This window comes from Desulfomicrobium salsuginis, from assembly GCF_054657795.1.
The window spans coordinates 1115434-1137927 of the sequence record NZ_BAAHYA010000001.1; the positions used below are offsets into that span (position 1 = coordinate 1115434).

A 22494-nucleotide genomic window follows, 5' to 3' on the forward strand; every position below is an offset into this window, starting at 1 on the left:
TGTTTGCCTCATTCCTGCGGCGTATTGACGCAAAACCCCGCCCGCACGCACAGTTCTTCCTTTTTCGCGTCTTCCAGATCAGCCCGGACCATCTCACCGACCAATTCACGAAACGTGATCCTCGGTTTCCATCCAAGCCTCTCCTTGCCCTTGGACGGGTCGCCCAGCAGGGTCTCCACCTCGGTGGGACGGAAATAGCGCGGGTCAACGGCCACCACGGTCTTGCCGTTGGCCGGGTTGACGCCCTTCTCATCCACTCCTTGGCCGGAAAATTCGATGGTCATGCCCAGTTCGCTCGCCGCGGCCTGCACGAATTCGCGCACCGAGTGCTGCTCGCCCGTGGCAATGACGTAGTCGTCCGGGGCGTCCTGCTGGAGCATGAGCCACTGCATCTCCACATAGTCCTTGGCGTGGCCCCAGTCGCGCAGGGCGTTCAAATTGCCCAGGAACAGGCAGTCCTGCAGGCCGAGGTGGATGCGGGCCAGGGCGCGGGTGATCTTGCGGGTGACGAAAGTCTCGCCGCGGATGGGGGACTCGTGATTGAAGAGGATGCCGTTGCAGGCGTACATGCCGTAGGCCTCGCGATAGTTGACCGCTATCCAGTAGGCGTAGAGCTTGGCGCAGGCGTAGGGCGAGCGCGGGTAGAAGGGGGTCTTCTCGGTCTGGGGGACTTCCTGCACCAGTCCGTAGAGCTCAGACGTCGAGGCCTGATAGAAGCGCGTCTTCTTCTCCAACCCCAGAATGCGGATGGCCTCAAGCATGCGCAGGGCGCCCAACGCGTCGACATTGGCCGTGTATTCCGGCGTCTCGAAGGACACCTGTACGTGGGACTGGGCCGCCAGGTTGTAGATTTCGTCGGGCTGGACCTGCTGGATGATGCGGATGAGGTTGGACGCGTCCGTCAGGTCCCCGTAGTGCAGGAAGAAGCGACGACTCTTCTCGTGCGGATCCTGATAGAGGTGATCGATGCGGTCCGTGTTGAAGAGCGAGGCCCGCCGCTTGATGCCGTGGACCTCGTAGCCCTTGGCCAGCAGAAATTCGGCCAGATAGGCTCCGTCCTGGCCGGTGATGCCGGTGATGAGGGCTTTCTTGGGTGTATTCATCCGCGTGACTTCAATTGACTGCATATATCCCACCCTGTCTTGATCTTAACATACACATAACTCTTACACAATTTCCTCACCATACTTTCTGATTTCTTCCACAAGCATGCCTCCTGCGGCGAAATCTTCCGGGCTGAAAGGAATCGGCTCAATATTATTGTTGATCTTTCTGCGAAGCGGAACAATTTTGCGCCTGTCCATAAACCGGTCACCTGTAAAAAAAGAGGAAATTAAAGCCACATCCACGTCGCTTTCCTCCCTTGCCGTTCCTTTGGCCCAAGATCCAAAAAGCAGCGCTTTATCCACAAAAATCCCATTTTCTCGAAGTACTGCTATATACTTCCTGACATCCTGAATCACGGAAGCTTTTTGGCAATCCATGCTTGCATCTCCCTGATTGAATCCAGATAATGCAGCGTAAATTCACGAGTGCATCTTTTTCTGAAAGAAAATTTTTCATCTGGATAGCGTGCTTCAAGATTGAAGTCGGTCACAGTTTCCAGCAATTCCTGTTGTTCTGGGGAGAGTGCAAGTCCGCTCTTTTCGGCCAGAAAGACAAGCCTATGCGTCAGCGGTGGTGTCTCGCCATGGACCAGGACAAAATAAGCTTTCAGCATCTTTTCCAAAGCCAAATGCCCAAAAAAAAGTGCGTAGGAATAATCGCCTTTTTCAAAAAGGTGACCGGCGACATCCCAATCATTCTCAGCAGATATCAGCCAAAAATCAAACTTGTTTCCCATTGTCACCTCTCGCCTAAACCACCTTCCAATGCGGTCTTTGCAAAAAAGTCCGCTTCGAACCCGCGAACTCCTCCACCCCGACAACCATCACCCGCAGCTTGCGCCTTATCTTCTCTTCCGTGATGCGGACGTACTCCCGCAGCCGGTCAGCCTTGACCTCGCCGACGATGAGCAGGTCGATGAGTCCCGAGTCCTTGCCCAGGGCGTAATCATCCAGGATGTACACCGCGTTCACGTCGCCCAGGTCCGCCCGGACTTGCTCGATGACCCGGTCGATGCCCAGGCTCTTTTTGACGATGGAATGCAGTTCCGGAAAAATGGGGTGACTGGTATTGGCCCGAAAGAAAAGGGAGCGGCCCTGCTTCCTCTTTTCGAGATAGCCGGCTTCGGTCAGGCTATCGAGCTCTTCCTTGACGGCGTTGGGGGACACGGCGAATTCCGTGGCCAACTCCCGCAGATAGCAGGAGACGTCGGGGTTGAGGAAGAGCTTCAGGAGAAGCTGGATGCGCGTCTTGGAGGTGAAAAGCTGTGAAAGCATGGCGACTTCGTACAGATATTTTGAACGATATGCAAGACGACGGAAATTTTTACGCAAAAAAAACGCGGCCCCGGCCGAACGACCGAGACCGCGCTGGAGGAAGAGCGCAACCGCCTGGAGTTATTCCTTCTTGGCCGGCGGCTCGCCGACGGAAATGCGATCCTTGATGGACTCGAACTTGGCGGGACCGATGCCTTTGACCTCGAGGACCTCCTCGACCGTGGCAAAGGGGTGCGCCTCGCGGTACTCCACGATCTTGGCCGCCGTGGCGGGACCGATGCCGGGGAGGGATGTCAGTTCCTCCACCGTGGCGGTGTTGACGTTGATGAGGTCGGCGGCAAAGGACGGCGCGCCGAGCAGGAGACCGAAGAGCAACACACAGATCATGACATGGAACAGTTTCTTCATCCAACAACCTCCTTGTGAATTTCCGAAACTGCTAGCATCAAATTTTTACTTTGTTCAATATTGATTTTATTTCCCATATAATTACGCACAATGAGCACGCAATGAAGCACTCATCGCGCAAATGTACTGCCGAAATTTCCACTATATTCCTCTCTCTTCAGGCAATACAAGAGCACTTATGCGGCACATCGACTACTTATTGCACATTACATCGATATAAAAAAAGCGGGCCTGATCTCTCAGGCCCGCATCTCTTCGGCTCCAGCCGGATTGAGCTATTGCTGACGCACTCATGACGAAAATGCACGTATTCCGAGCCGTTCAAAACCCGTTCTACCAAGGCTCGGGCGGATTTTCGGGGATGAAGTGCCGCCGCCTCCATGAACCCTCGAAAATCGGGGAGCACGCTGTCCAGAACGGTTTTTTCAGGCGGCTTCACAGCATCTTCAGGTCCCAGTTCCAGAGCCCCTGCCGTTCCTTGATGACCACCTTGTCCGGCACGGGCTCGTGCAGCCTGGCCAGCAGGGCGTAGCCGGCCTTTTCCAGTTCCGTCCATTTTTCGCTCAGGTCCAGCTCCCAGGTGGGGAAGGTCCAGACCAGGTTGCCGTAGGTCCGGGACCAGAACTGTTCGCCCTTGGGGCTCTGGAAGGGGTCGCGCTCCTTCAGGTTTTCCGAACGGATGCGCGAGACGCACAGGGGGTGGATGCCACGGACCAGGACGCCAAGGGGCAGCGGCGACAGGGACGGCAGCTCCAGGAAGCCATCCCGGTCCAGCTCCGGGCTGACGAAGGCCCCGACGAAGCCCATCCTGGCCAGCTCGGCCAGAGCCAGGGGGTTGGCGGTGTTGCACATGGGGCCGGCCCAGAAGGTCTGGCGTTCGGGTTTGGCGAAGAGGCCCAGCTGCCAGGGCGCGTTCAGCACGAACTGCCGGGCGCCGAGGCGGGTCATGTTGTCCAGGCACTCGGTCCAGGCTTTCTCCTCGGCCGGCCAGACCACGGGCGGCAGCCACCACCAGATGCGGCCGAAGATGTTGCGCGAGATGTCCCGCTCCACGCCGGGCGTCAGCCACACGGCCTGCTCGCTCTGGTTGCCGATGCGCCTGGGCAGCTTGCGCCACACGTCCATTTCGCGGGGTCGGCCCTTGACTTTGGCCCGCTTGGGCAGGGTCGGCGCGAACGTGGACTCCCGGCTCGGCCGGTCCGTGGCCAGCTCCTGCCGCAGGTCCGCGATGATGGTCTGCAGCTCGCGCTCGCGCCGGTCAACCAGGAAGACGGGCGCGCCCGAGGGTGCGGGTCTTCCCGGCCCCTTGGGCAGGTCCAGCCGGCCGCCCTTGGGCACGTCGCGACGAACCTTGACCGTCTGGTGTCCGGCCTGGTCCTCGTAGCCGATACGCAGCAGGTCGCCGCTCTTGAGGGGCTCACGCGGCGAGATGAAGGCTTTCATGCCGCCCTGGACCTTGCCGACCATGTGCCCCGACGCCGTCTGCTCGCGGTCGGCGATGGGGTTCGAGGGCCGGTGGCCGAGAAAGTTGTAGTGCGAGCCCGGCCGGCCCAGGGCCATCTCCAGCAGTTCCTGGGCCGCCTTGCGCTGGGCCGGGTCGCCCCCCGCATCGCGCAGCATGCGATAGGCCTTGACCGTGTAGAAGACGTAGTGCGGCCCCTTCTTGCGGCCCTCGATCTTCCAGGACTCGACCTTGTCCACGCCGCTCAGGGGCCGCACCAGCACGTCCAGGGACAGGTCGTCGCAGGAGAAGAACGCGCCCTTCTGGTTCTTCTGCACGTACTGTCTCCGGCAGGGCTGTACGCAGCGCCCGCGCAGACCGCTCTTGCCGCCCAGATAGCTGGACCAGTAGCAGCGGCCCGAGACGGCGTAGCACAGGGCGCCGTGCACGAAGACCTCCAGGCTCAGGCCTTCGGGGCAGTTGGCGGCCACGGCCTTGATCTCGTCGATGGACAGTTCGCGCGGCAGGACCAGGCGGTTCACGCCCAGGGCCAGGATCTGCGGCAGGCCGGAGATGGTCCCTCCGTTGGCCAGGGTCGAGAGGTGCAGTTCGCCCTTGAAGCCCGCCTGGCGGGCCAGGGCCGGCAGGCCAAGGTCCTGCACGATGAGGGCGTCGGGCCGCACCTGCTGCGCCAGTCGGTCGATGAGGCGCCCGGCCTGGGCCAGTTCGGGCGCCTTGAGCAGGTTGTTCACGGCCACGTGCACCCGCACGCCCCGGGCATGGGCCAGTTCGGTCAGGGCCGCGAGTTCGGTCAGGGAGAAGTTCTCCGCCTCCATGCGCGCGGAAAAATTCTTGAGGCCGCAGTAGACGGCGTCGGCTCCGGCCGCCACAGCCGCCAGAAAGCTGTCGGTGTCGCCGGCAGGGGCGAGGATTTCAGTCTTTTTTTCGATTTCCATGTGAAGACCAAGGGCCAAAGGCCGTGCTTTGATGCCCGCCGGCGGGAGGCTGGCGGCGCTGCTGCGTACAACGGTCGATGAGGAGGCAGGCGAACGGTTCCGGGGTAGCCCGACGGGCCGGGGTCATGTCAAGGCCAAAGGGCCGCCCTTGTGCCTTGTCCGGGAATATCGTACGAAATTGATACGTACTCACTCCCTCACGCGCTTACCGGGACCATCCAGGATGAACATGTCGGATCTCGTTTTCGTGGCCACGAGCCAGGACGCCTTGTTCCAGGAGACCAGGGGCAACCTCGCCAAGCTGGGCTACACCAACTGCGCCCGCTTCTCGTCTGGCAAGGCCGCCGCAGAGTTCATCAAATACAACCCCTCGCGGATCATCATCGTCGACACCGAGGTCGAAGACCTCTCCCTGGCCGAATTCGTCACGGCCCTGCGCGACGTCCGCACGGCGGAGTTCCTGCACATCCTGGTCGTCGCCTCCGAGCGCACCGAGGAGTTCGTGCTGTCCATGATCTCTGCCGGCTGCTCGGGCCTGGTCCTGCGGCCCTACAGTCTGGCGTCCCTCAAGAACCACATGCTGCAGTCCGAAAAGCTCGACCATTTCCAGCACGGCGAACGGGAAACCATAGACCTGGCCGACACCATGATCACCCAGGGCCGCTACGAGGACGCCATCGGCGACCTGACCATGGTCGTTAGCCACCAGGAGGACCTGGCCAGCAAGTATTTTTTCCAGGGCTGCCAGCTGCTGGTGGAGAAGAAGTGGTCCGAGGCCATCCTGGCCTTCAACCAGTCCCTGTCCCGCAACCAGACCTTCATCAAGGCCTACGAAGGGCTGGCAAGGGCATACCTGGGCAAGAACGACACGGACCGCTACCGCTTCTATCTGCAGAAGGCGGCCGAAGAGTATGCAAAGCTGAACAATTTCGCCAAGGTCAAAAAGATCTTCGTCGAGATCGTCAAATACGACGTCAACGCGCCCAACCCCTACAACACACTGGGCATCCGGCTGCGCCAGGAAAAGCAGTACAAGGAGGCCATCCAGGCCTATTTCCAGGCTATCGAGCTGAGCCCCAAGGACGAGAACATCCACTACAACATGGCCAAGGCCTATTTCTGCGACAATCAGCTCGAAAAGTCCCTGGAATGCATCCGCCTCGCCCTGTCCCTGGCCCCAGAGCACATCGAGGCCCTCAAGATGTTCCGCCTGCTGTCAGGGGTGTCATGGGACGAGGATCCCAAGGCCGTCTTCAACCCGCAGAAGGGGAAATGAGGCATGGCCAAATTCAGCACCTGCGCCATCTGCGGCAAACTGGTCGACATCGACCAGGAGTCCCACACCCTCTTCCACTGCCGCAACTTCCTGCTGCGCGCCTTCTACGGCGAAAAGAACGAACACCGCCGCGCCCGCCTGCAGGAGCGCATCGACGCCCTGAACGCCCGCATGCGGGTCAAGGGCAACAATCTGCTCGATACGTGAGCGACGTCGGCCCGTCGAACCGCATCACCCCAACAACCGTTCCAGATCCTCCAAGGTCAGCGCCCCGACGGAAGAAGCGGCACCCTCAAGCAAAGAGTCGGCAAGCTCTTTCTTGTCCTGTTGCAGGGCCAGGACCTTCTCGTCGATGGTGTCCCTGGCGATCAGCCGATAGGCGAAAACCGTCCTGCCCTGCCCTATGCGGTGCGCCCGGTTCACGGCCTGGGCCTCCACTGCCGGATTCCACCACGGGTCCATGATGAACACATATTCGGCGGCCGTCAGATTGAGGCCAACGCCTCCGGCCTTGAGGCTGATGCAGAAGACCGGAGGACCGCTTGGACTTTGGAAGGAGGCCACGCGTTTTTCCCTGGTCGCGGCCGGGGTGCGGCCGTCAAGATACTCGTGGGCAACGCCGAGTTCCCGCAACTTTTCACGGACATGGCTCAAGAAACGGGTGAATTGCGAAAAAATCAGCGCTTTGTGCCCCTCGGCCACCACATCGGCGATGCGGGCGCCCAGCTCTTCCAGCTTGCCCGATCCCGTCCCTTCGTACCCGACCATTGCGGGATGACAGGCCGCCTGCCGCAGCCGCAGCAAACCCTCCAATACTTTCAGCTGCGACCGGTCCATGCCCTGTCTGTCCACGGCGGAGAGAATCTCCGCCCGGTAATGAGCATGCAGGCGCTCATAGACCTTCGCCTGGGCCGGGGTCATTTCGCACCGGATGACCGATTCCTGCTTGTCCGGCAGATCCTTGGCCACGGCAGCCTTGGTCCTTCTCAGCAAAAAGGGCTTGAGACTCTGCCGGAGCAACTCCCGGGCTTCGCCGTCACCCTGATCCAGCGGCCTGACGAAGCGGCTCTCGAAGCTCCTTCTGGAACCGAGCAAGCCGGGATTCAGGAAGTGCATCTGCGACCAGAGTTCCGACAGGCGATTCTCCAGCGGCGTGCCGGTCAGGCAAAGCCTGTGCGCGGCCGGGAGCAGCCTGGCTGCCTTGGCGGTCTGGGAGTCCGGGTTTTTGATGACCTGACTTTCATCGAGGATGACACACTCCCAGTGCGTCCGGCGCATGATGTCCGCGTCTCGGCGCAGCAGGCCGTAGGTGGTCAGTACGAGGTCATGGTCCTGAAACCGGCCGTCCAGCCCACTTCGACCAGTCCCGGCGTACGTCAGGACACGCAATCCCGGCACGAACCGGCCGGCCTCCTCCCGCCAGTTGAACAGCAGCGAAGTCGGCCCCACGACAAGGCTCGGACCTCGCCTCCCCCGTGCCTGGAGCGTGGCCAGCCAAGCCAATGCCTGAACCGTCTTGCCAAGTCCCATGTCATCGGCCAGAACGCCGCCGAATCCGAAAGACGCGAGAAAGTCGAACCACCCCAGGGCTTCGCGCTGGTATGGCCTCAAGGTCCCGATGAAACCCGGCGGCGGGTCCAGTTGCGACACCCCCTCGAACGATGCGAGCTTGCGCCGCAACTCCAGGAAATCGGAAGGCTGCTGTGGGCACTGTTCGAGAAGTTCGTCCAGCAGACGGGCGTGGGCTGCATGGAAATGCAGCGACTCCCCATGACCGCGGACCGCTTCCCCCAGGGCCAGCAGCCTTGAATGCCTGGCCAGCCATTCGCGCGGCAGGAGCCCGGTTTCGCCGTTGCCCAGGTCGACCATCGTTTCGCCACGCAGATAGGCGCGCACCGCCACGGGCAAGGGAACGACGACCCCGCCGAAGTCCACCTCGCCTTCCAGGTCGAACCAGTCCACCCCGCTGCTGACCCTGATGGAGCCCATCCGGCCGGCATGAATCCGACGCTTGTCCCGACCGCGCAGGGTCCAGCCCCGCTGCGCGGCCTGTTCCAGACGCTCCCAGAACCCCGTCTGATCCAAAGGGGCTTCGCCTCCAGGGGCGAAACCAAGCGCCTCTATATCCTCGGTCAACTCGCGTTCACGGGCAAAGTCCCGTTCGAACCGGACCCAGGTTTCGACGTCGAGGATCTGGGAACGCGGGTCCGCGCCGGCCACTTCAAACCCGTCGTAGTCAAACCATACCCGGCTCCACACACCGCTCTGCTCCACGGTCAGCTCCAGGCAGGGCACGATGCCTGCCTGCGCGCGCACCGGAGGCATCATGCCGTCCGGAATCTCGACAGGCGAATGCCGGGGCTCTTCCAAAACTGCCCGTACCAAGTCCCGCACCTCTGCCTTGTCGACACGAACGCGGCCCTTGCGCCTGCGCATGTCGGTGACCCAGTCAAAACTCACGTCCGGCAGGGAATGTACACGCCCCTCGTGCACGAACATGACGGGAGAGGTGCCAAAATATACGGGCACTTCGCTGAAGGCCATCTCGCGCTCCCCCACCTGCAGGCGAGCTTCGTATTTCAGGCCACCCCTCCCCCCGGATTCAGCCGCCCACGCCACACGGGCAAGCCCTCCGGGGCGCAGCGTATCGAAAAGGACGTCCCCGTTCATGCGCAATCCGCACCGACCCGACGAAGCAAGGGCTGGCAACAGCTGCGCCAGCGTCATGATATCTGGGCGAAAATGGTCGAATCCCTGGTCCTGCAATTTGTAGACGTAACCATGCCGCAGATACTCGGCCTGCAGCATCGCCCCTAGCGCGATATTCAAAATGGCCCGGTCCCGAAACGCCAGTCTCTCGTTTCGCAACATATCCTGGCCGATTCGTACGGGCTGCCCCAGCCCCCCGGATTTGAGCACCCGGCGCTTGACGGCCTTGAACCACACCGCGCCCCGATCAACCTGCAGCTCATAGCTCGGAACGTAGTCACCCACTGCAGGCCGTCCTTCGAACACTGCGCCCACTTCGGGAAACATGAGACCGCGCCAGGCGGGAGGGCTGGGCGGTCCTGCCGACACATCCGACTCTGTGGCTCCGTCCCCGTTTCCGGGGGCGTCAGCCCGCAGGCGCGGCACCCTGGCCGAGATACCCCCTTCGGCCAACCTGTCGTCCGCGGCCAGGATAGCCGCCCACATGTGAGGACAAGGAGTTCCATTGTGCCAGAAGCGGCACCCGCACTCCGCCCGCACGGACTGTTCGCCAAGCTCGATGACAACCTCGTCCGTATCCTCGTCCTGCACGTTGGCCTTGATCCTGAAATCCGTGGCGTCCTGCAGGGTCACCGCGCCGGCCTCGTACAGCCGCTTGCCTTCCCGCCGAATCTGCAGGGTAAAATCTTTCGTGAGCAGTTTGGCCCAATTTGCAGTTTTCCTTCGAGTCTTCACGCTTACTCCATGGCAACAACAATGCGGCGACGGCTGCGGGACTCGCGCCGTGAAAGATGGGGGCGATTGATCGGTTACCTCTCGCCAGGGGCCGGAAAAAGGACACCGCAGCCGGCCCGATTCGAAGCCCCGGCTACTCTATTGATTTGCTTCTCAAGCACAAGTGTCCAGATAAGACCATTCGCGGCGGCACCCCTTTGTGTGCGCGTTCGGCAAGGATAGGCGGAGCTCATCGCCCCGGCCAGGGGAGGGTTTCCAAGGGCCCCAGACTTTCGAAAACCTGCCTGAACCGTCCATCCAGAAACAGTTTTCCGACCTTCGGCGCACACGCGTAGCCGAACTCCGTTCCCTCCAGGCAGAAGCGCAGGGTGTGGGCGTGCAGGTACATGCGGTCCGGCCAGGCCGGCAAGCGGGGATGGTAGAGTTCGTCGCCCAGGATGGGGGAGCCCAGGCTCTTCATGGCCACGCGCAGCTGATGCGTGCGCCCGGTCAGGGGCTTGAGGACGAAAAGGCGCAGGCCCGGCCCCACGGAAAAGCTGAAGAAACGCGTCCCGGCCGGACGCTCCATGGTCCGGGTCAGTTTCCACGTCCCGCGCCTGGAGCGGACCATGTCCCCCTGCACCAGCCCCTGCTTCTTGCGCGGCGGGGAATCGGAAAGGGCGATGTAGAACTTCTCCACGAGCCGCTCCCGGAACAGGGCGGCCAGGTCAGCGGCCCGGCGGCGGTCCGTGGCCAGGAGCAGAAGCCCGGACGTGGCCTTGTCCAACCGGTGCACCGGGAACACGGGTCGCCCCAGATGCCGCCCAGCCAGCGTGCACAGCCCGGGGAGGCCCTCGCAGTCGTGAAAATCGAGGCCCGGATCCTTGTCCACGACAACAAATCCGGGCCCGTCAGCCACAAGGGAGAATCCTGAATTTACCATTTCTTGTTCTTTTTCTTCGGCTTGCCCGGAGGGTAGTTGTGGCGATGTTCGTCGTAGCGGCGGTACGGTTCAGCCAGATCCATTTCCAGCGTCACCGGCCCGTACAGGCCAACGCGCAGGCTTCCGGGCAAGCGGGTCGAAACGCGCCAACCGCCGTCAAGATAGAAGTAGAGCCGGCGGTCCAGGTCGAAATACACACCCACTTCAGGGTAATAGTAATATCTGTAATACCGCTGCTTGTGGCGATACCCATGGGCCGGGGCATGGGGCGGAGGTCCCTGCCTGTATACGTCGTCGCGATATACCGGCGGAGCGGGCGCGATGACGCAGGCCTGCGTCAAAAACACAAGCGTGAGGAGAATCAGGACGTATCGTATTTTCATGACAACCTCCCATCATGCTCTCTGTATAACCTTGTTGCGTCGACGGGCAAGGGCGTAGCGCAGAATTGCATACCCGCATGAGACAGACAGCGCCGTCGCCGCCATGGCCGCCATGCGAATTCCGTTCACGGCCGGCCCGTCGTGCCCGGCGAGGGCGAGGCCGAGAAAAACGTTCACCGTGAACCCGGCCCCGCCCAGCAGCGCAACCCCGCCGAATTCCTTCCAGCCTATCCCGGCTGGCAGGGCGCACAGCCGCAACCGTGTCCCGGCCCAGCACATCCCGAAGATCCCCGCCGCCTTGGCCGGGAACATGCCCAGGAAGGCCGGCAACGCCTCCCGAGCCGTCGCGAAGCCTGCGGGAGCCTCCACGGGCGAAAAGCCGGCGCTCGCGAAAACCAGAAGCGGCAGCGCAACGCAGCACACCGTAGGCAGCAAATCCTGTTCCAGCCCCAGAAGCGGGGAAGGGTTCGCCTCCCTGCTCCGGCCCGGAATACAAAGAGCCGTCAGGGGACCGGCCAGCACGGCCAGGGAGCCTTCGCCCGCAGCCGCAGCCCACAGGACGGCGCCCGTCAGCAGATACGGCGATACGGACTCAACGCCCGCAAGACGCAGGAGCACGAAAACGGCCACGCAGGTGCCGCCGATGGCCAGTACGGGCCAGGATGGCAACCCGCCCTGCACCCCGACCAGGACGACCGACGACCCGATCAGGGAAAACATGGCCATGGTCGCGAACAGGGATTTCAACGCTCCGGGCACGCGTTCCCCCAAGAGCGACAGCACGGCCAGACCCAAGGCCGCATCCGTGCCCAGGGACGCGACCCACCACGGCTCCAGGCCACCCTGCGCCCCGGACAAAAGAGCATGGACCGCCCCCGCGGCGAGCATCCCGCCCAATGCGCCGAAGACAGGAAGCCGCAGGCGGTCGGGACCGTCCAGTTCCTCCTCGATCACGCCGCGCGTGCACTCCAGGGCGACCGCAAAGAGGACCGCGCTCATGAGCGCCAGGTTGATCCAGACAAGCGCTGGCCGCCCGAGGGTCACGTCTCCATAGGAAACGCCGAGCATCGGCAACCTGATCCCGGCGTACCAGGGCGCAAGCCCCGTGTTCGAGAAGATCATCGCCAGCGCGAAGGCCAGGGCCGAAAGCATCCCGGCCATGGACACCCATCGCATGAAACTCTTACAGGATAATGATATCATGAACAAACCCCGCCAGGATAGGCCACAGGCCAAAGGCCTGTGCTCAGCGCCGTCCGGCCGATGTTGAAGATGTACAGGTGAATCCGAACTCCGGCTTGAAGTTTGCCACCATGTGCACTACTCAGTAAATACTTGTCTTTTCCCCGCTTGCCGTGAAAAAATTGCAGACAAACCGTCAAGGAGCGATGTTATGGAATCCTTTCTCGGAAAACTCTGGCACCATCTCCCACCTGGGGAAGCCGCGGAACTGTTGCAGACGGACCTGGAAAAAGGCCTCGACTCCTTCGAGGTCAAACGCCGAGCCGAGCACTTCGGCCCCAACTCCCTGACCGCGACCAAGGGCAAGAGCAAGCTCGAACGCTTCCTGCTCCAGTTCCACCAACCCCTGGTCTACATCCTCATCGCGGCCGGCATCGTCACCGCCGTGCTGGGCGAGGTCGTCGACTCGGCGGTCATCGTCGGCGTGGTCTTGGTCAACGCCATCGTCGGCTACATCCAGGAAGCCAAGGCCGCAGGCGCCCTGGAGGCCCTGGCCCGGGCCATGGTCACCGAGGCCGTGGTCATCCGCTCCGGCGCGACGCGCCGCGTCAACGCCGTGGAGCTCGTGCCCGGCGACGTGGTCGTGCTGCGCTCCGGCGACAAGGTCCCGGCCGACGTGCGCCTCACGGCCATCAAGGACCTGCGCGTGGACGAATCGGCCCTGACGGGCGAATCCGTGCCCGTCGGCAAGAAAGAGGACATCCTGGCCCGCGACACGGTCCTGGCCGACCGCCGCAACATGGCCTACGCCTCGACCCTGGTCACCTACGGCCAGGCCACGGGCGTGGTCGTGGCCACGGGCGACAACACCGAGATCGGCCGCATCTCGACCATGGTCTCCGAGGCCGACGAACTGGCCACACCCCTGACCCGCAAGATATCGAAATTCAGCCACCTGCTCCTGTGGGCCATCCTCGCCCTGGCCGGCCTGACCTTCGTGGCCGGCCTGCTGCACGGCGAAAACCCGGCCGACGTGTTCATGGCCGCCGTGGCCCTGGCCGTGGGCGCCATCCCCGAAGGCCTGCCCGCCGCCGTGACCGTCATCCTGGCCATGGGCGTCTCGCGCATGGCCGCACGCGGGGCCATCATCCGCAAGCTTCCGGCCGTGGAGACACTGGGCGGCGCCTCGGTCATCTGCTCGGACAAGACCGGCACCCTGACCGAAAACCAGATGACCGTGACCGCCATCTTCGCCGGCCGCCGCACCCACGCCGTGCACGGCACGGGCTACCGCCCGGAGGGCCGCATCGACGGGCTGGACGATGGCAACGAGGCCCTCGCCAGCGCGCTCCTGGCAGGTCTCTTGTGCAACGACACGCGCATCGAGTACGAGGACGGCACGGAAAAAGTCATCGGCGACCCGACCGAGGCCGCCCTGCTGGTCTCCGCCGCCAAGGCCGAGCTGGAAGCCCACGCCGAGGGCCGGCGCCTGCCGCGCCTCGACACCCTGCCTTTCGAGTCCGAACACCAGTACATGGGCACCCTGCACGACCAGGGCAAGGGCGCGCCGCGCCTGGCCTTCTTCAAGGGCTCGGTGGAATCCGTCCTGCAGCGCGCCGCCCGCGAACTCCAGGCCGATGGCTCCCTGGCGCCCCTGGACCAGGACCTGATCCGGGCCGAGGTCGAACGCCTGGGCATGGAAGGCATGCGCGTCCTGGCCATGGCCTGCAAGGAACTGCCCGCGGACACGGGCACGCTGACCCATGACGACGTGGCCGCGGACCTCATCTTCATCGGCCTGCAGGCCATGATAGACCCGCCGCGCCCCGAGGCCGTCCTGGCCGTGGACGCCTTCAAGCGCGCCGGGGTCAAGGTCAAGATGATCACCGGCGACCATGCCGTCACGGCCGCGGCCATCGGGGTGCAGCTGGGCCTGGGCATCAGCACCTGCCCCGGCCGGCCCACCTGCCAGGTCATGACGGGCTCGGACATGGCCCTGCTGTCCGACGACGAACTGACCCGCAAGGCCGCCGAAACCGCAGTCTTCGCCCGCGTGGCCCCGGACCAGAAGCTCCGCCTGGTCATGGCCCTGCAGGGTCGCGGCGAGATCGTGGCCATGACCGGCGACGGCGTCAACGACGCCCCGGCCCTCAAGCAGGCCGACATCGGCGTGGCCATGGGCAAGGGCGGCACCGAGGCGGCCAAGGAAGCGGCGGACATGATCCTGACCGACGACAACTTCGCCACCATCGAAGCCGCCGTGGAAGAAGGGCGCGGCGTGTACGACAACCTCCTCAAGTTCATCGTCTGGACCCTGCCGACCAACGTCGGCGAAGGCCTGGTCATCCTCCTGGCCATCCTCCTCGGCGTGGCCCTGCCCATCCTGCCGGTGCAGATCCTGTGGATCAACATGACCACGGCCGGCTGTCTGGGTCTCATGCTCGCCTTCGAGCCCAAGGAACCCGGCATCATGGACCGCCCCCCCCGCGACCCGGCCATGCCCATCCTCGACACGGAACTCTACATCCGCATCCTCCTCGTGGGCGCCATCCTCCTCGTCACGGCCTTCGGCCTCTACGAGTGGGAACTGCGGACCACCGGCGTGCCGGAACAGGCCCGCACCGTGGCCGTCAACGTCTTCGTCATGGTCGAGGCCTTCTACCTCTTCAACAGCCGCTCCTTCACCCGCTCGCCCTTCGAACTGGGCTTTTGGACCAACCCCTGGGTCACCGCCGGCTTCGTGATCATGGTCGTCCTGCAGCTGGCCTTCACCTACGTCCCCTTCATGAACACCCTCTTCGGCAGCGCACCCATCGGGCTGCTGCCGTGGGTCAAGATCATCGCCGCCTCCCTGGTCGCCTACCTGATCATCGAGGCCGAAAAGAAGATCCGCAGCCGACAGGCAGCGGCCTGAAATCCCGGGCGGGCGCTTCGGCGTCCGCCCTTCCTTCACCCAAACCAGCCGCACGCCTCGAACACCGGGATTGACCCCGCCGCAGCCTTGGGTCACAAGCCCGTCTTTCACCATCAGGAGGGGAATGCCGTGAAAACCTACGGAATCATCGGCGCCGGGCTGGCCGGCTGCGAGGCCGCCTGGCAGCTGGCCCAGGCCGGGCATGACGTCGTGCTCTACGAGATGAAGCCCCACCGCTTCTCCCCGGCCCACCACAGCGAGGACCTGGCCGAACTGGTCTGCTCCAACTCCTTCCGCTCGGCCGAGCCCGAAACGGGCATCGGCCTTTTGAAGCTCGAAATGGCCGAACTGGGCAGCCTGGTCATGGACGTGGCCAAAGGCACCGAAGTGCCCGCAGGCAAGGCCCTGGCCGTGGACCGCGAACGCTTTGCCCGCGAAGTGACCCGGCGCGTCCTGGAACACCCGCGCATCACCCTGGTGCGCCGCGAAATCGGAAGCCTGGACGAACTCGACGCCCAGGGGCACGAAGCCCTCATCGTCGCCGCCGGCCCCCTGGCCTCCAACTCCCTGTCCGCCGACCTGGCCCGCATCGTCGGCCGCGACTCCCTGGCCTTCTACGACGCCATCGCGCCCATCGTGCTGACCGAATCCGTGGACACGGACACGGCCTTCTGGGCCTCGCGCTACGCCCCTGAAGACAAGGACTACCTCAACTGCCCCATGAGCGAAGAGCAGTACCTGAACTTCGTGCACGCCCTGATCGACGGCGAGAAGGTCGCCCCCAGGGAGTTCGAGAAGGAAATGCACTTCGAGGGCTGCCTGCCCATCGAGGTCATGGCCGAACGCGGCGAGATGACCCTGGCCTTCGGACCCCTCAAGCCCGTAGGACTCACGGACCCGCGCACCGGTCGCCAGCCCTTCGCCGTGGTCCAGCTGCGCGCCGAGAACCTGGAAAAGACGGCCATGAACATGGTCGGGTTCCAGACCAAGCTCAAATACGGCGAACAGAAACGCATCTTCGCCATGATCCCCGGCCTCGAACACGCCGAATTCCTGCGCCTGGGCAGCATCCACCGCAACACCTACGTCCTGGCCCCCGAAGCCCTTACCCCGACCCTCGAACTCAAAAACCGCCCCCGCACCTACCTCGCCGGACAGATCAGCGGCGTGGAAGGCTACCTCGAATCCGCCGCCACCGGCCTCTGGCTGGGCCTGCACCTCGCCGGCAACGCGGACCTGCCCCCGCAGGAAACCGCCCTGGGCGCCCTCCTCTCGCACCTGCGCACCCCGGCCAAACACTTCCAGCCCTCCAACGTCCACTTCGGCCTCATGCCCGCCCTGAACAGGAAAGCGCCCAAGAAGAAACGCAAGGAACTCTACGCCCAGCGGGCGCGGGAGGTTTGGAAAGCGTGGATGGAGAAGGGAGGCGCGGAAGGCTGAGGGGGGCAGGAAGGCATGCCTCCGGCGGGCAGGGGGCTCGCCCCCTGCATCCCTTGCAGGGTTGTTGGATCGGCAAAGACGGGTCGATGAGTACGGATTGCTCAAGGGGTTGGGAAAGGCATGCCTCCGGCGGGCAGGGGCCCCGCCCCCTGCACCCCCTGTATGTTTACTGACCCTGCGAAGGGCAGGCGATATGCGGTACGTTAGCTGACTGCTGAAAAAACTCAAAATTCGCAGGCCGTTCAAAAATGGTGAGATGCAAGGAAGCGAAAAAAGCCAGGACGCGCAGTGTACTCTCGCATACATAAGCGGTTTGGCTTTTTTCGCTGACGCAGCAGATCGCCGTTTTGGGACGGACTGTCAGGCCTCGGGCAGGGACAGGTTGAGGAGCAGGCAGAGTTCCTCGTGCACGCAGCGCTTGGGCTCGGCCATGACCAGGTTCTGGACCTCCCACCAGTAGATGGACATGCCCAGACGGCGCGTGCGGGCGATGAGCTCCGTCAGCGCATGGGAATTGGCCGTGATGTCGCGGGCCATGCCCGTGCCGCGCTCCTCGGCCAGCCCCTCCAACAGGTTGCGCATGTCCTTGTTGGCCGACAGCCAGGCGTTCAGAAAACCCAGCACGTCGGCGGGTAATGTCCGCCCCCCGAAAAGCCAGTTCCAGACCAGCCCGGGGGCCAGCAGGGCCAGACGTTCCTGCGGAACCTTCTGCCCCTCGTCGAAACCGGCCAGGAGCGGGTCCAGAATTTCGGCCCGCCGGCCTGACTCGGCCAGCAGTCCGCGCTCCATCTCCCGCGAAAGACGGTAGGAGACCTCTGTCCTGAAGCGCGAGCGATGAGCGGGCCCGGCCGGCAGGAGCGCCGCTTCCTCTTCCAGGGTCTGCGTCCAGAAGCCCCTGACCCTTCTGCCGGCGGCACCGTTCTCGACCTCCAGGCGCAGGCCGGGCCACTGCGCCCTCATCAGCCCGGACGAATCCGGGAAGTTCACGGCGTATTCCGAAAGCTCCGCCAGGGACGGACGCCTCGGCGTTACCAGCGTCTTCCAGATGGCCTCGCCGTCCCAGTCGTCCCGGATGTTGGAGTGGGCCTCGGACAGGACGCGCACGAATCCGGCCTCCACGTCGGGCCCGCCCGTGCCCGAAAGCAGGTCCAAGGCGCGCCGGGCCGAGGTCAGCGCATTGAGGGGCTCGATGCGGGTCACTTCGTCGAAGAACCAGGCGCAGCTGGCGAACGCGGCCAGCGACAACCTCTGCATGAGGAGGAGCCGGGCGGCGTCGGTGCGGTCGGAGGCGTCCAGGCCGGACTTGCAGTGACGCCCCAGGTAGGCGGTCAGGGGCTCGGCCCCCGCCAGGACCAGACCGTACTCCCGCAGGGCCGGACCGGGATCGCCGAAGAGGGCCGCCCCGCGCCGCGAGTAGTGCTCGTCGACATAGTATTTGAGATAGTTGAGGCAGCGACGCAGTGGGCGCCGCCAGTCCTGCATCCAGTCCGGGTGGCCGCCGTCGGAGCAGCCGCAGTGGGTCTTCCAGCGCTCCACCCCGTGCACGCAGCTCCAGGACGTGTTCTCGTTGATGAGCGCCTCGTCCGTGGCCGGGTGGGCCGCGAGATGGGCGGCGTAGTTGGTCAAGACCACGTCGTCGCGGCCCTGGCGGGCCTGCTCGATGACGTAGGCCAGGGCCATCTCGCCGAACATGAAGTGATGCCCGTAGGACTCGCCGTCCGTGGCGATGTTGCGCAGGCCGCCCGGCAGGGAGCCGGTCAGGCGGGTCCAGAAATTCTCGCCGCTGGCCAGCAGGCGCTCGAAAGCCACGGCCCGCGACACGGCTCCGTCATAGAAATACACATTTATGCTCTTGCCTTCCGGGAGCCTGACCAGATAGGGCCGCGTAGTGTCGAGGCTGTCCTCGGTCACGGCCACGAACTCCCCGCTGCCTGCGCGCACGGCCCTGGCCTGTCGCGGGGCGAGGATGGTGAAGCGGATGCCGGCCCTGGCCAGGGCCGAAAGGGTCGGCAGGTCGACGGCCGTCTCGGCCAGCCACATGCCCTCTGGGTCGCGGCCGAAGCGAGTCCGGAAATCCTGGACGGCCCAAGCCACCTCCAGGTCCTTGTCCAAATCCGTGGCCAGGGGCATGATGGCGTGGTGGTACACTTGGGCCAGGGCGTTGCCGTGCCCCAGACGCGCAAGGCTCAGCCTGTCCCCTTCAAGGACGCGTGCATAGGTCTGCGGCGCGTGCAGTTCCATCCAGCGCAGCAGGGTCGGGCCGAAGTTGAAGCTCATCCAGGCGTAGCAGTTCACCAGCTCGTGGATGCGGCCCCGCCCGTCCAGCCTGCGGGCCCAGGCCAGGGGGGCGTAGCACTCCCTGGTGATGCGCGCGTTCCAGTCGTGCTCCGGCGCGGCGCTGCCTTCGGGCAGGACGGCCTCGAGCCAGGGGTCGAAACGGGGTGGCTGATAGAAATGGCCATGGATGCACAACGCTTTGGACATGGTCGCTCCGAAATTTTCTGATTGCAGTTGATGGACCTTGAAACAAAACCATGATGCCGTCAAAGGCGGCGCAAGGGAGGATACCTTGGGATTCATGTCAGCCAGCGTCGGCCTCACCCGCTACCGCATCGTCGAAGAGGACATCCCCTCGACCCTGTGGCACGAGATCGAGGACCGGCTCAAACGCAACGCCTTCCGCGACATCGACGGCAGCGCCGAGGAGCGCAGCTTCGGCTGGGTCTCCTTCGACAACATGCTCGACCCCGATTTCGCCCTCTGCCCCCCGGAAAAAGGCCCCTACCTGGCCTTCACCCTGCGCCTGGACACCCGGCGCATCCCCCCGGCGGTCATGAAGAAGCACCTCCTCGTGGCCATGAACGAGGCCATGCAGGCCATGCGCGAGCAGGGCAAGAAATTCGTGACCAAGGAGCAGAAGGCCGAAATCCGCGACCAGGTCGAACTGCGCCTGCGGGCCAGAACCCTGCCCATCCCGGCCTGCTTCGACGTCATCTGGGACACGGACAGGCAGATCGTGTCCATCGCCTCGACGCAGTCCAAGCTGACGGAGCTCTTCGAGGAGCTCTTCACCCACACCTTCGGCCTGACGCTCGAACCCCTGACCCCGTACTTTCTCGCCCTGCAGCTCCTCGGCAAAGACCGCCAGGCCGAACTGGACGAGTTCGAACCCACCGTTTTCGCCCAGGGAGGTGCATGATGGATCTGGATCACGCGCAGACAGTCAGCCTCATGCTCGGCCAGGAATTCCTGACCTGGCTGTGGTTCGCCAGCGAAACCAGCAGCGGCCTCTTCAGAACCAAGGACGGCGAGGCCTTTTCCGTGACCGTGGAACAGAAGGTCTCGGTTCAGGGCGGCGAGGGCGAAGCCAAGGAAACGGCCGTGTGCAGCGGCCCCATGGCCGAGCTGCGGGAAGCCCGCATGGGCCTGGCCACCGGCAAGAAGGTCAACAAGGTCAAGGTGCGCATCGAAAAGGACGAAGCCGCCTGGCAGGTCCTGCTCGACGCCGCGACCTTCACCCTCCAGGGCCTCAAGACCCCCAAGGTGGACACCAAGCTGGAAGAGGGCGAGGACCCCGACGCCCGAATCCTCGAAAAGGTCTACCTCACGGAAAAATGCATGGCCTACGTGGACACGGCCTACGCCCGCTTCCTCGACCTGCGCTTCAGCCCCCACTGGAAAGAGGAAACAACCAGACTGCGCAGATGGCTGGAAGGCTAACCCCGCCGTCCACCACGTCCATACAGTCCACCTCGTCCAGACGGTCCATAGCACCCCGCCCCAAAAAACTCGCCCCGGGGCACAACCGTACCCCGGGGCGATGAGAGTCGGGCCTGCCCGGAAAATCAGTACAGGTAGCTCTGCAGGGCCTGATAGCTGTCGAGGTCCGCGTCGTCGAAGCTGGCGCCGACCTGGTAGCTGTCCTGGGTCTGGAAGATCCGCTTGCCCTGGCATTGGATGGTGATGGGCCGGTCCTCCTGGGGCAGGGCGAAGACCACGTCGAACGCATCCAGGCTCTCCTCTTCCAGGGCGCCGTTGTGCTCGTTCTTGGGCACCACGAGATTGATCCCCCCCAGGGAGAGATTGGTGATCTTGCTGGCGTGGAAATGCTTGCGGGCGCCATTCGTGCCGCTGATGATGGCCGGGATGGTCTTGTGCTGGCGCGGAAACCTCCGGCGGTCCTGCATGAGAATATCCTGTCCGGCCTGGGATTGGAGAAAATCCTGCAGCACGGCATCGATAAAGCCGGAAAGGGTCGTCTTGTTCTTCTTGGCAAGCCGCTTCAGCGACTTGCTGAACTCTTCCGTGGTCCGGAAACTTATCATGGTGTCTTTGGACATGAGGTCCTCCGTATCGTCATATGATCTTCGTCGAAAACCGTCTGACATATTAGAAGAAGCATGCCGACTGCCTCAAGATTCTTTTAAATGAGCATGTTATACGCTTCAAACCCCAGAAACGACGATCAAGGCCGCCGCCTTTCGTCCGGTTTTTCCGGATTATCTTTTATAGTATCAACCAATGTCTGACATATGTCCATCTTTTCCGGACGGCTGGACCGCCCCCTGACTGTTGCCAGGCTGGCGGGTATTGGCTATGTGCCTTGTGCTTGGCACTCTCACCTTTGGCGGACGCGGTGTCCGTCATACAAACCCCAATCAGAATCATGATACGGAGGAAGGATGATGCGCAAATGTTTGTCCCTGTTCCTGCTGGCGTTCCTGGCCCTGGGAGCGACCGCCTTCGCCGAGGACACCAAGGTCGGTTTCGTCTACGTGTCGCCGGTGGGAGACGCCGGATACTCCTACGCCCATGACCAGGGCCGTCTGGCCGTGGAGGCCATGGACGGCGTGACCACTTCCTTCGTGGAGTCCGTGGCCGAAGGCCAGGATTCCGAACGCGTCATCATGAACATGGCCCGCAAAGGCTACGACATCATCTTCACCACCAGCTACGGGTACATGGACCCCACGCTGAAGGTCGCCAAGGAATTCCCCAAGGTCAAATTCCTGCACTGCTCCGGCTACAAGAACGCCGAGAACATGGCCAACTACTTCGGCCGCATCTACCAGGCCCGCTACCTGACCGGCATGGTCGCCGGCGCCATGACCAAGTCCAAGGTCCTGGGCTACGTGGCGGCCTTCCCCATCCCCGAAGTCATCCGCGGCATCAACGCCTTCACCCTGGGCGCCCAGTCCGTGAACCCCGACGTCGAAGTGCGCGTGGTCTGGACCAAGACCTGGTATGACCCGGCCACGGAGAAGGAAGCCGCCAAGTCCCTGCTGGACGTGGGCTGCGACGTCATCGCCCAGCATCAGGACTCTCCCGGCCCCCAGGAGGCCGCCCAGGAACGCGGCGTGTGGTCCATCGGCTACAACTCCGACATGTCCGCCTTCGCGCCCAAGTCCCACCTGACCTCGGCCGTCTGGAACTGGGGCCCCTTCTACAAGGAGATGGTCCAGCAGATCAAAGACGGCACCTGGAAAGCCCAGTTCTACTGGTACGGTCTGGATCACGGCGTCGTCGACATCGCCCCCTTCGGCCCCATGGTTCCCGAAGACGTGCAGAAGACCGTCCTGGCCAAGAAGGCCGAGATCGCCTCAGGCGCCTACAAGGTCTTCAGCGGTCCCATCAAGGACCAGGCCGGCGCGGAGAGAGTCGCCGCCGACGCCGTCATGCCCGACGAGGAACTGCTCGGTTTCAACTGGTTCGTTCAGGGCGTCGTCGGCACCCTGGAATAAGGGTCG

The 22494-nt window shown here is 63.5% G+C and carries 19 protein-coding genes; 7 read left to right on the plus strand and 12 right to left on the minus strand.

From position 1 onward, the window contains the following. Nucleotides 1-8: 8 nt before the first annotated feature. The 6 genes from gmd to ACYQ3G_RS05080 all read right to left on the minus strand — a co-directional run bounded on the left by gmd (nt 9) and on the right by ACYQ3G_RS05080 (nt 5186). On the minus strand, nt 9-1127 hold the full coding sequence (gene gmd / locus ACYQ3G_RS05055; RefSeq protein WP_459823107.1) for a GDP-mannose 4,6-dehydratase: 1119 nt from the start codon (nt 1125-1127) through the stop codon (nt 9-11). 39 nt (nt 1128-1166) lie between these two features. Beyond that, nucleotides 1167-1484 carry a nucleotidyltransferase domain-containing protein gene (locus tag ACYQ3G_RS05060; protein WP_459823110.1) on the minus strand — a complete coding sequence of 106 codons (318 nt, stop codon included), beginning with the start codon at nt 1482-1484 and terminating at the stop codon, nt 1167-1169. Further along, nucleotides 1460-1843, minus strand: coding sequence for a HEPN domain-containing protein (locus ACYQ3G_RS05065; RefSeq protein ID WP_459823113.1), 384 nt, complete (start codon nt 1841-1843; stop codon nt 1460-1462). Before ACYQ3G_RS05065 ends, ACYQ3G_RS05060 begins: the two co-directional genes overlap by 25 nt. Before the next feature lie 13 nt (nt 1844-1856). Beyond that, nucleotides 1857-2381, minus strand: coding sequence for a winged helix-turn-helix domain-containing protein (locus ACYQ3G_RS05070; RefSeq protein ID WP_028578122.1), 525 nt, complete (start codon nt 2379-2381; stop codon nt 1857-1859). Nucleotides 2382-2501: 120 nt separating this feature from the next. Further along, nucleotides 2502-2789 carry a ComEA family DNA-binding protein gene (locus ACYQ3G_RS05075; protein ID WP_459823116.1) on the minus strand — a complete coding sequence of 96 codons (288 nt, stop codon included), beginning with the start codon at nt 2787-2789 and terminating at the stop codon, nt 2502-2504. Between the two features lie 435 nt (nt 2790-3224). Further along, nucleotides 3225-5186, minus strand: a complete 1962-nt coding sequence (locus ACYQ3G_RS05080; RefSeq protein ID WP_459823119.1) for a peptidase U32 family protein — start codon at nt 5184-5186, stop codon at nt 3225-3227. Between the two features lie 229 nt (nt 5187-5415). Here ACYQ3G_RS05080 and ACYQ3G_RS05085 point away from each other — a divergent pair, with 229 nt between their 5' ends. Then, nucleotides 5416-6462, plus strand: coding sequence for a tetratricopeptide repeat protein (locus ACYQ3G_RS05085; RefSeq protein ID WP_459823122.1), 1047 nt, complete (start codon nt 5416-5418; stop codon nt 6460-6462). A 3-nt stretch (nt 6463-6465) separates the two neighbouring features. Beyond that, nucleotides 6466-6669: a hypothetical protein gene (locus tag ACYQ3G_RS05090; protein WP_028578126.1), complete on the plus strand. Its 204-nt coding sequence runs from the start codon at nt 6466-6468 to the stop codon at nt 6667-6669. Nucleotides 6670-6693: 24 nt separating this feature from the next. Here the strand turns inward: ACYQ3G_RS05090 and ACYQ3G_RS05095 are convergent, their stop codons facing one another. The 4 genes from ACYQ3G_RS05095 to ACYQ3G_RS05110 form a co-directional block, all read right to left on the minus strand. Beyond that, nucleotides 6694-9906, minus strand: coding sequence for a DEAD/DEAH box helicase (locus ACYQ3G_RS05095; RefSeq protein ID WP_459823125.1), 3213 nt, complete (start codon nt 9904-9906; stop codon nt 6694-6696). Between the two features lie 229 nt (nt 9907-10135). Continuing rightward, nucleotides 10136-10804, minus strand: a complete 669-nt coding sequence (locus ACYQ3G_RS05100; RefSeq protein WP_459823128.1) for a pseudouridine synthase — start codon at nt 10802-10804, stop codon at nt 10136-10138. A 17-nt stretch (nt 10805-10821) separates the two neighbouring features. After that, a complete protein-coding gene (locus tag ACYQ3G_RS05105) occupies nt 10822-11211 on the minus strand; it encodes a hypothetical protein (RefSeq protein WP_459823131.1) in 390 nt (129 codons plus the stop codon). 12 nt (nt 11212-11223) lie between these two features. Then, complete coding sequence (locus tag ACYQ3G_RS05110; RefSeq protein ID WP_459823134.1) at nt 11224-12387, minus strand: Na+/H+ antiporter NhaA; 1164 nt, start codon at nt 12385-12387, stop codon at nt 11224-11226. A 217-nt stretch (nt 12388-12604) separates the two neighbouring features. On the opposite strand from ACYQ3G_RS05110, the gene ACYQ3G_RS05115 reads away from it, so the two are divergent. Together ACYQ3G_RS05115 and trmFO are read left to right on the plus strand one after the other, a co-directional pair. Continuing rightward, complete coding sequence (locus tag ACYQ3G_RS05115; protein WP_459823137.1) at nt 12605-15307, plus strand: cation-transporting P-type ATPase; 2703 nt, start codon at nt 12605-12607, stop codon at nt 15305-15307. A 129-nt stretch (nt 15308-15436) separates the two neighbouring features. Beyond that, nucleotides 15437-16747 carry a methylenetetrahydrofolate--tRNA-(uracil(54)-C(5))-methyltransferase (FADH(2)-oxidizing) TrmFO gene (trmFO, locus tag ACYQ3G_RS05120; RefSeq protein ID WP_459823140.1) on the plus strand — a complete coding sequence of 437 codons (1311 nt, stop codon included), beginning with the start codon at nt 15437-15439 and terminating at the stop codon, nt 16745-16747. 360 nt (nt 16748-17107) lie between these two features. Here trmFO and ACYQ3G_RS05125 read toward each other — a convergent pair whose 3' ends face one another. After that, complete coding sequence (locus tag ACYQ3G_RS05125) at nt 17108-19231, minus strand: DUF3536 domain-containing protein (protein ID WP_459823143.1); 2124 nt, start codon at nt 19229-19231, stop codon at nt 17108-17110. Nucleotides 19232-19316: 85 nt separating this feature from the next. Between ACYQ3G_RS05125 and rdgC the strand changes: the two genes are divergently transcribed. After that, on the plus strand, nt 19317-19946 hold the full coding sequence (rdgC, locus tag ACYQ3G_RS05130; protein ID WP_459823146.1) for a recombination-associated protein RdgC: 630 nt from the start codon (nt 19317-19319) through the stop codon (nt 19944-19946). Next, a complete protein-coding gene (locus tag ACYQ3G_RS05135; protein WP_028578133.1) occupies nt 19946-20467 on the plus strand; it encodes a hypothetical protein in 522 nt (173 codons plus the stop codon). Before rdgC ends, ACYQ3G_RS05135 begins: the two co-directional genes overlap by 1 nt. 125 nt (nt 20468-20592) lie before the next feature. Here ACYQ3G_RS05135 and ACYQ3G_RS05140 read toward each other — a convergent pair whose 3' ends face one another. Next, nucleotides 20593-21087 carry a PilZ domain-containing protein gene (locus tag ACYQ3G_RS05140; protein ID WP_028578134.1) on the minus strand — a complete coding sequence of 165 codons (495 nt, stop codon included), beginning with the start codon at nt 21085-21087 and terminating at the stop codon, nt 20593-20595. A 345-nt stretch (nt 21088-21432) separates the two neighbouring features. Between ACYQ3G_RS05140 and ACYQ3G_RS05145 the strand changes: the two genes are divergently transcribed. Beyond that, nucleotides 21433-22488: a BMP family ABC transporter substrate-binding protein gene (locus tag ACYQ3G_RS05145; RefSeq protein WP_459824188.1), complete on the plus strand. Its 1056-nt coding sequence runs from the start codon at nt 21433-21435 to the stop codon at nt 22486-22488. Nucleotides 22489-22494 lie beyond the last annotated feature (6 nt).

Bases quoted from the DNA above. Each gene is read 5' to 3' on its own strand.
- gmd (WP_459823107.1), bottom strand. From the start codon at position 1,127: ATGCAGTCAATTGAAGTCACGCGGATGAATACACCCAAGAAAGCCCTC.
- ACYQ3G_RS05060 (WP_459823110.1), bottom strand. From the start codon at position 1,484: ATGGATTGCCAAAAAGCTTCCGTGATTCAGGATGTCAGGAAGTATATA.
- ACYQ3G_RS05065 (WP_459823113.1), bottom strand. From the start codon at position 1,843: ATGGGAAACAAGTTTGATTTTTGGCTGATATCTGCTGAGAATGATTGG.
- ACYQ3G_RS05070 (WP_028578122.1), bottom strand. From the start codon at position 2,381: ATGCTTTCACAGCTTTTCACCTCCAAGACGCGCATCCAGCTTCTCCTG.
- ACYQ3G_RS05075 (WP_459823116.1), bottom strand. From the start codon at position 2,789: ATGAAGAAACTGTTCCATGTCATGATCTGTGTGTTGCTCTTCGGTCTC.
- ACYQ3G_RS05080 (WP_459823119.1), bottom strand. From the start codon at position 5,186: ATGGAAATCGAAAAAAAGACTGAAATCCTCGCCCCTGCCGGCGACACC.
- ACYQ3G_RS05085 (WP_459823122.1), top strand. From the start codon at position 5,416: ATGTCGGATCTCGTTTTCGTGGCCACGAGCCAGGACGCCTTGTTCCAG.
- ACYQ3G_RS05090 (WP_028578126.1), top strand. From the start codon at position 6,466: ATGGCCAAATTCAGCACCTGCGCCATCTGCGGCAAACTGGTCGACATC.
- ACYQ3G_RS05105 (WP_459823131.1), bottom strand. From the start codon at position 11,211: ATGAAAATACGATACGTCCTGATTCTCCTCACGCTTGTGTTTTTGACG.
- ACYQ3G_RS05110 (WP_459823134.1), bottom strand. From the start codon at position 12,387: ATGCGATGGGTGTCCATGGCCGGGATGCTTTCGGCCCTGGCCTTCGCG.
- ACYQ3G_RS05115 (WP_459823137.1), top strand. From the start codon at position 12,605: ATGGAATCCTTTCTCGGAAAACTCTGGCACCATCTCCCACCTGGGGAA.
- ACYQ3G_RS05125 (WP_459823143.1), bottom strand. From the start codon at position 19,231: ATGTCCAAAGCGTTGTGCATCCATGGCCATTTCTATCAGCCACCCCGT.
- ACYQ3G_RS05135 (WP_028578133.1), top strand. From the start codon at position 19,946: ATGGATCTGGATCACGCGCAGACAGTCAGCCTCATGCTCGGCCAGGAA.
- ACYQ3G_RS05140 (WP_028578134.1), bottom strand. From the start codon at position 21,087: ATGTCCAAAGACACCATGATAAGTTTCCGGACCACGGAAGAGTTCAGC.
- ACYQ3G_RS05145 (WP_459824188.1), top strand. From the start codon at position 21,433: ATGCGCAAATGTTTGTCCCTGTTCCTGCTGGCGTTCCTGGCCCTGGGA.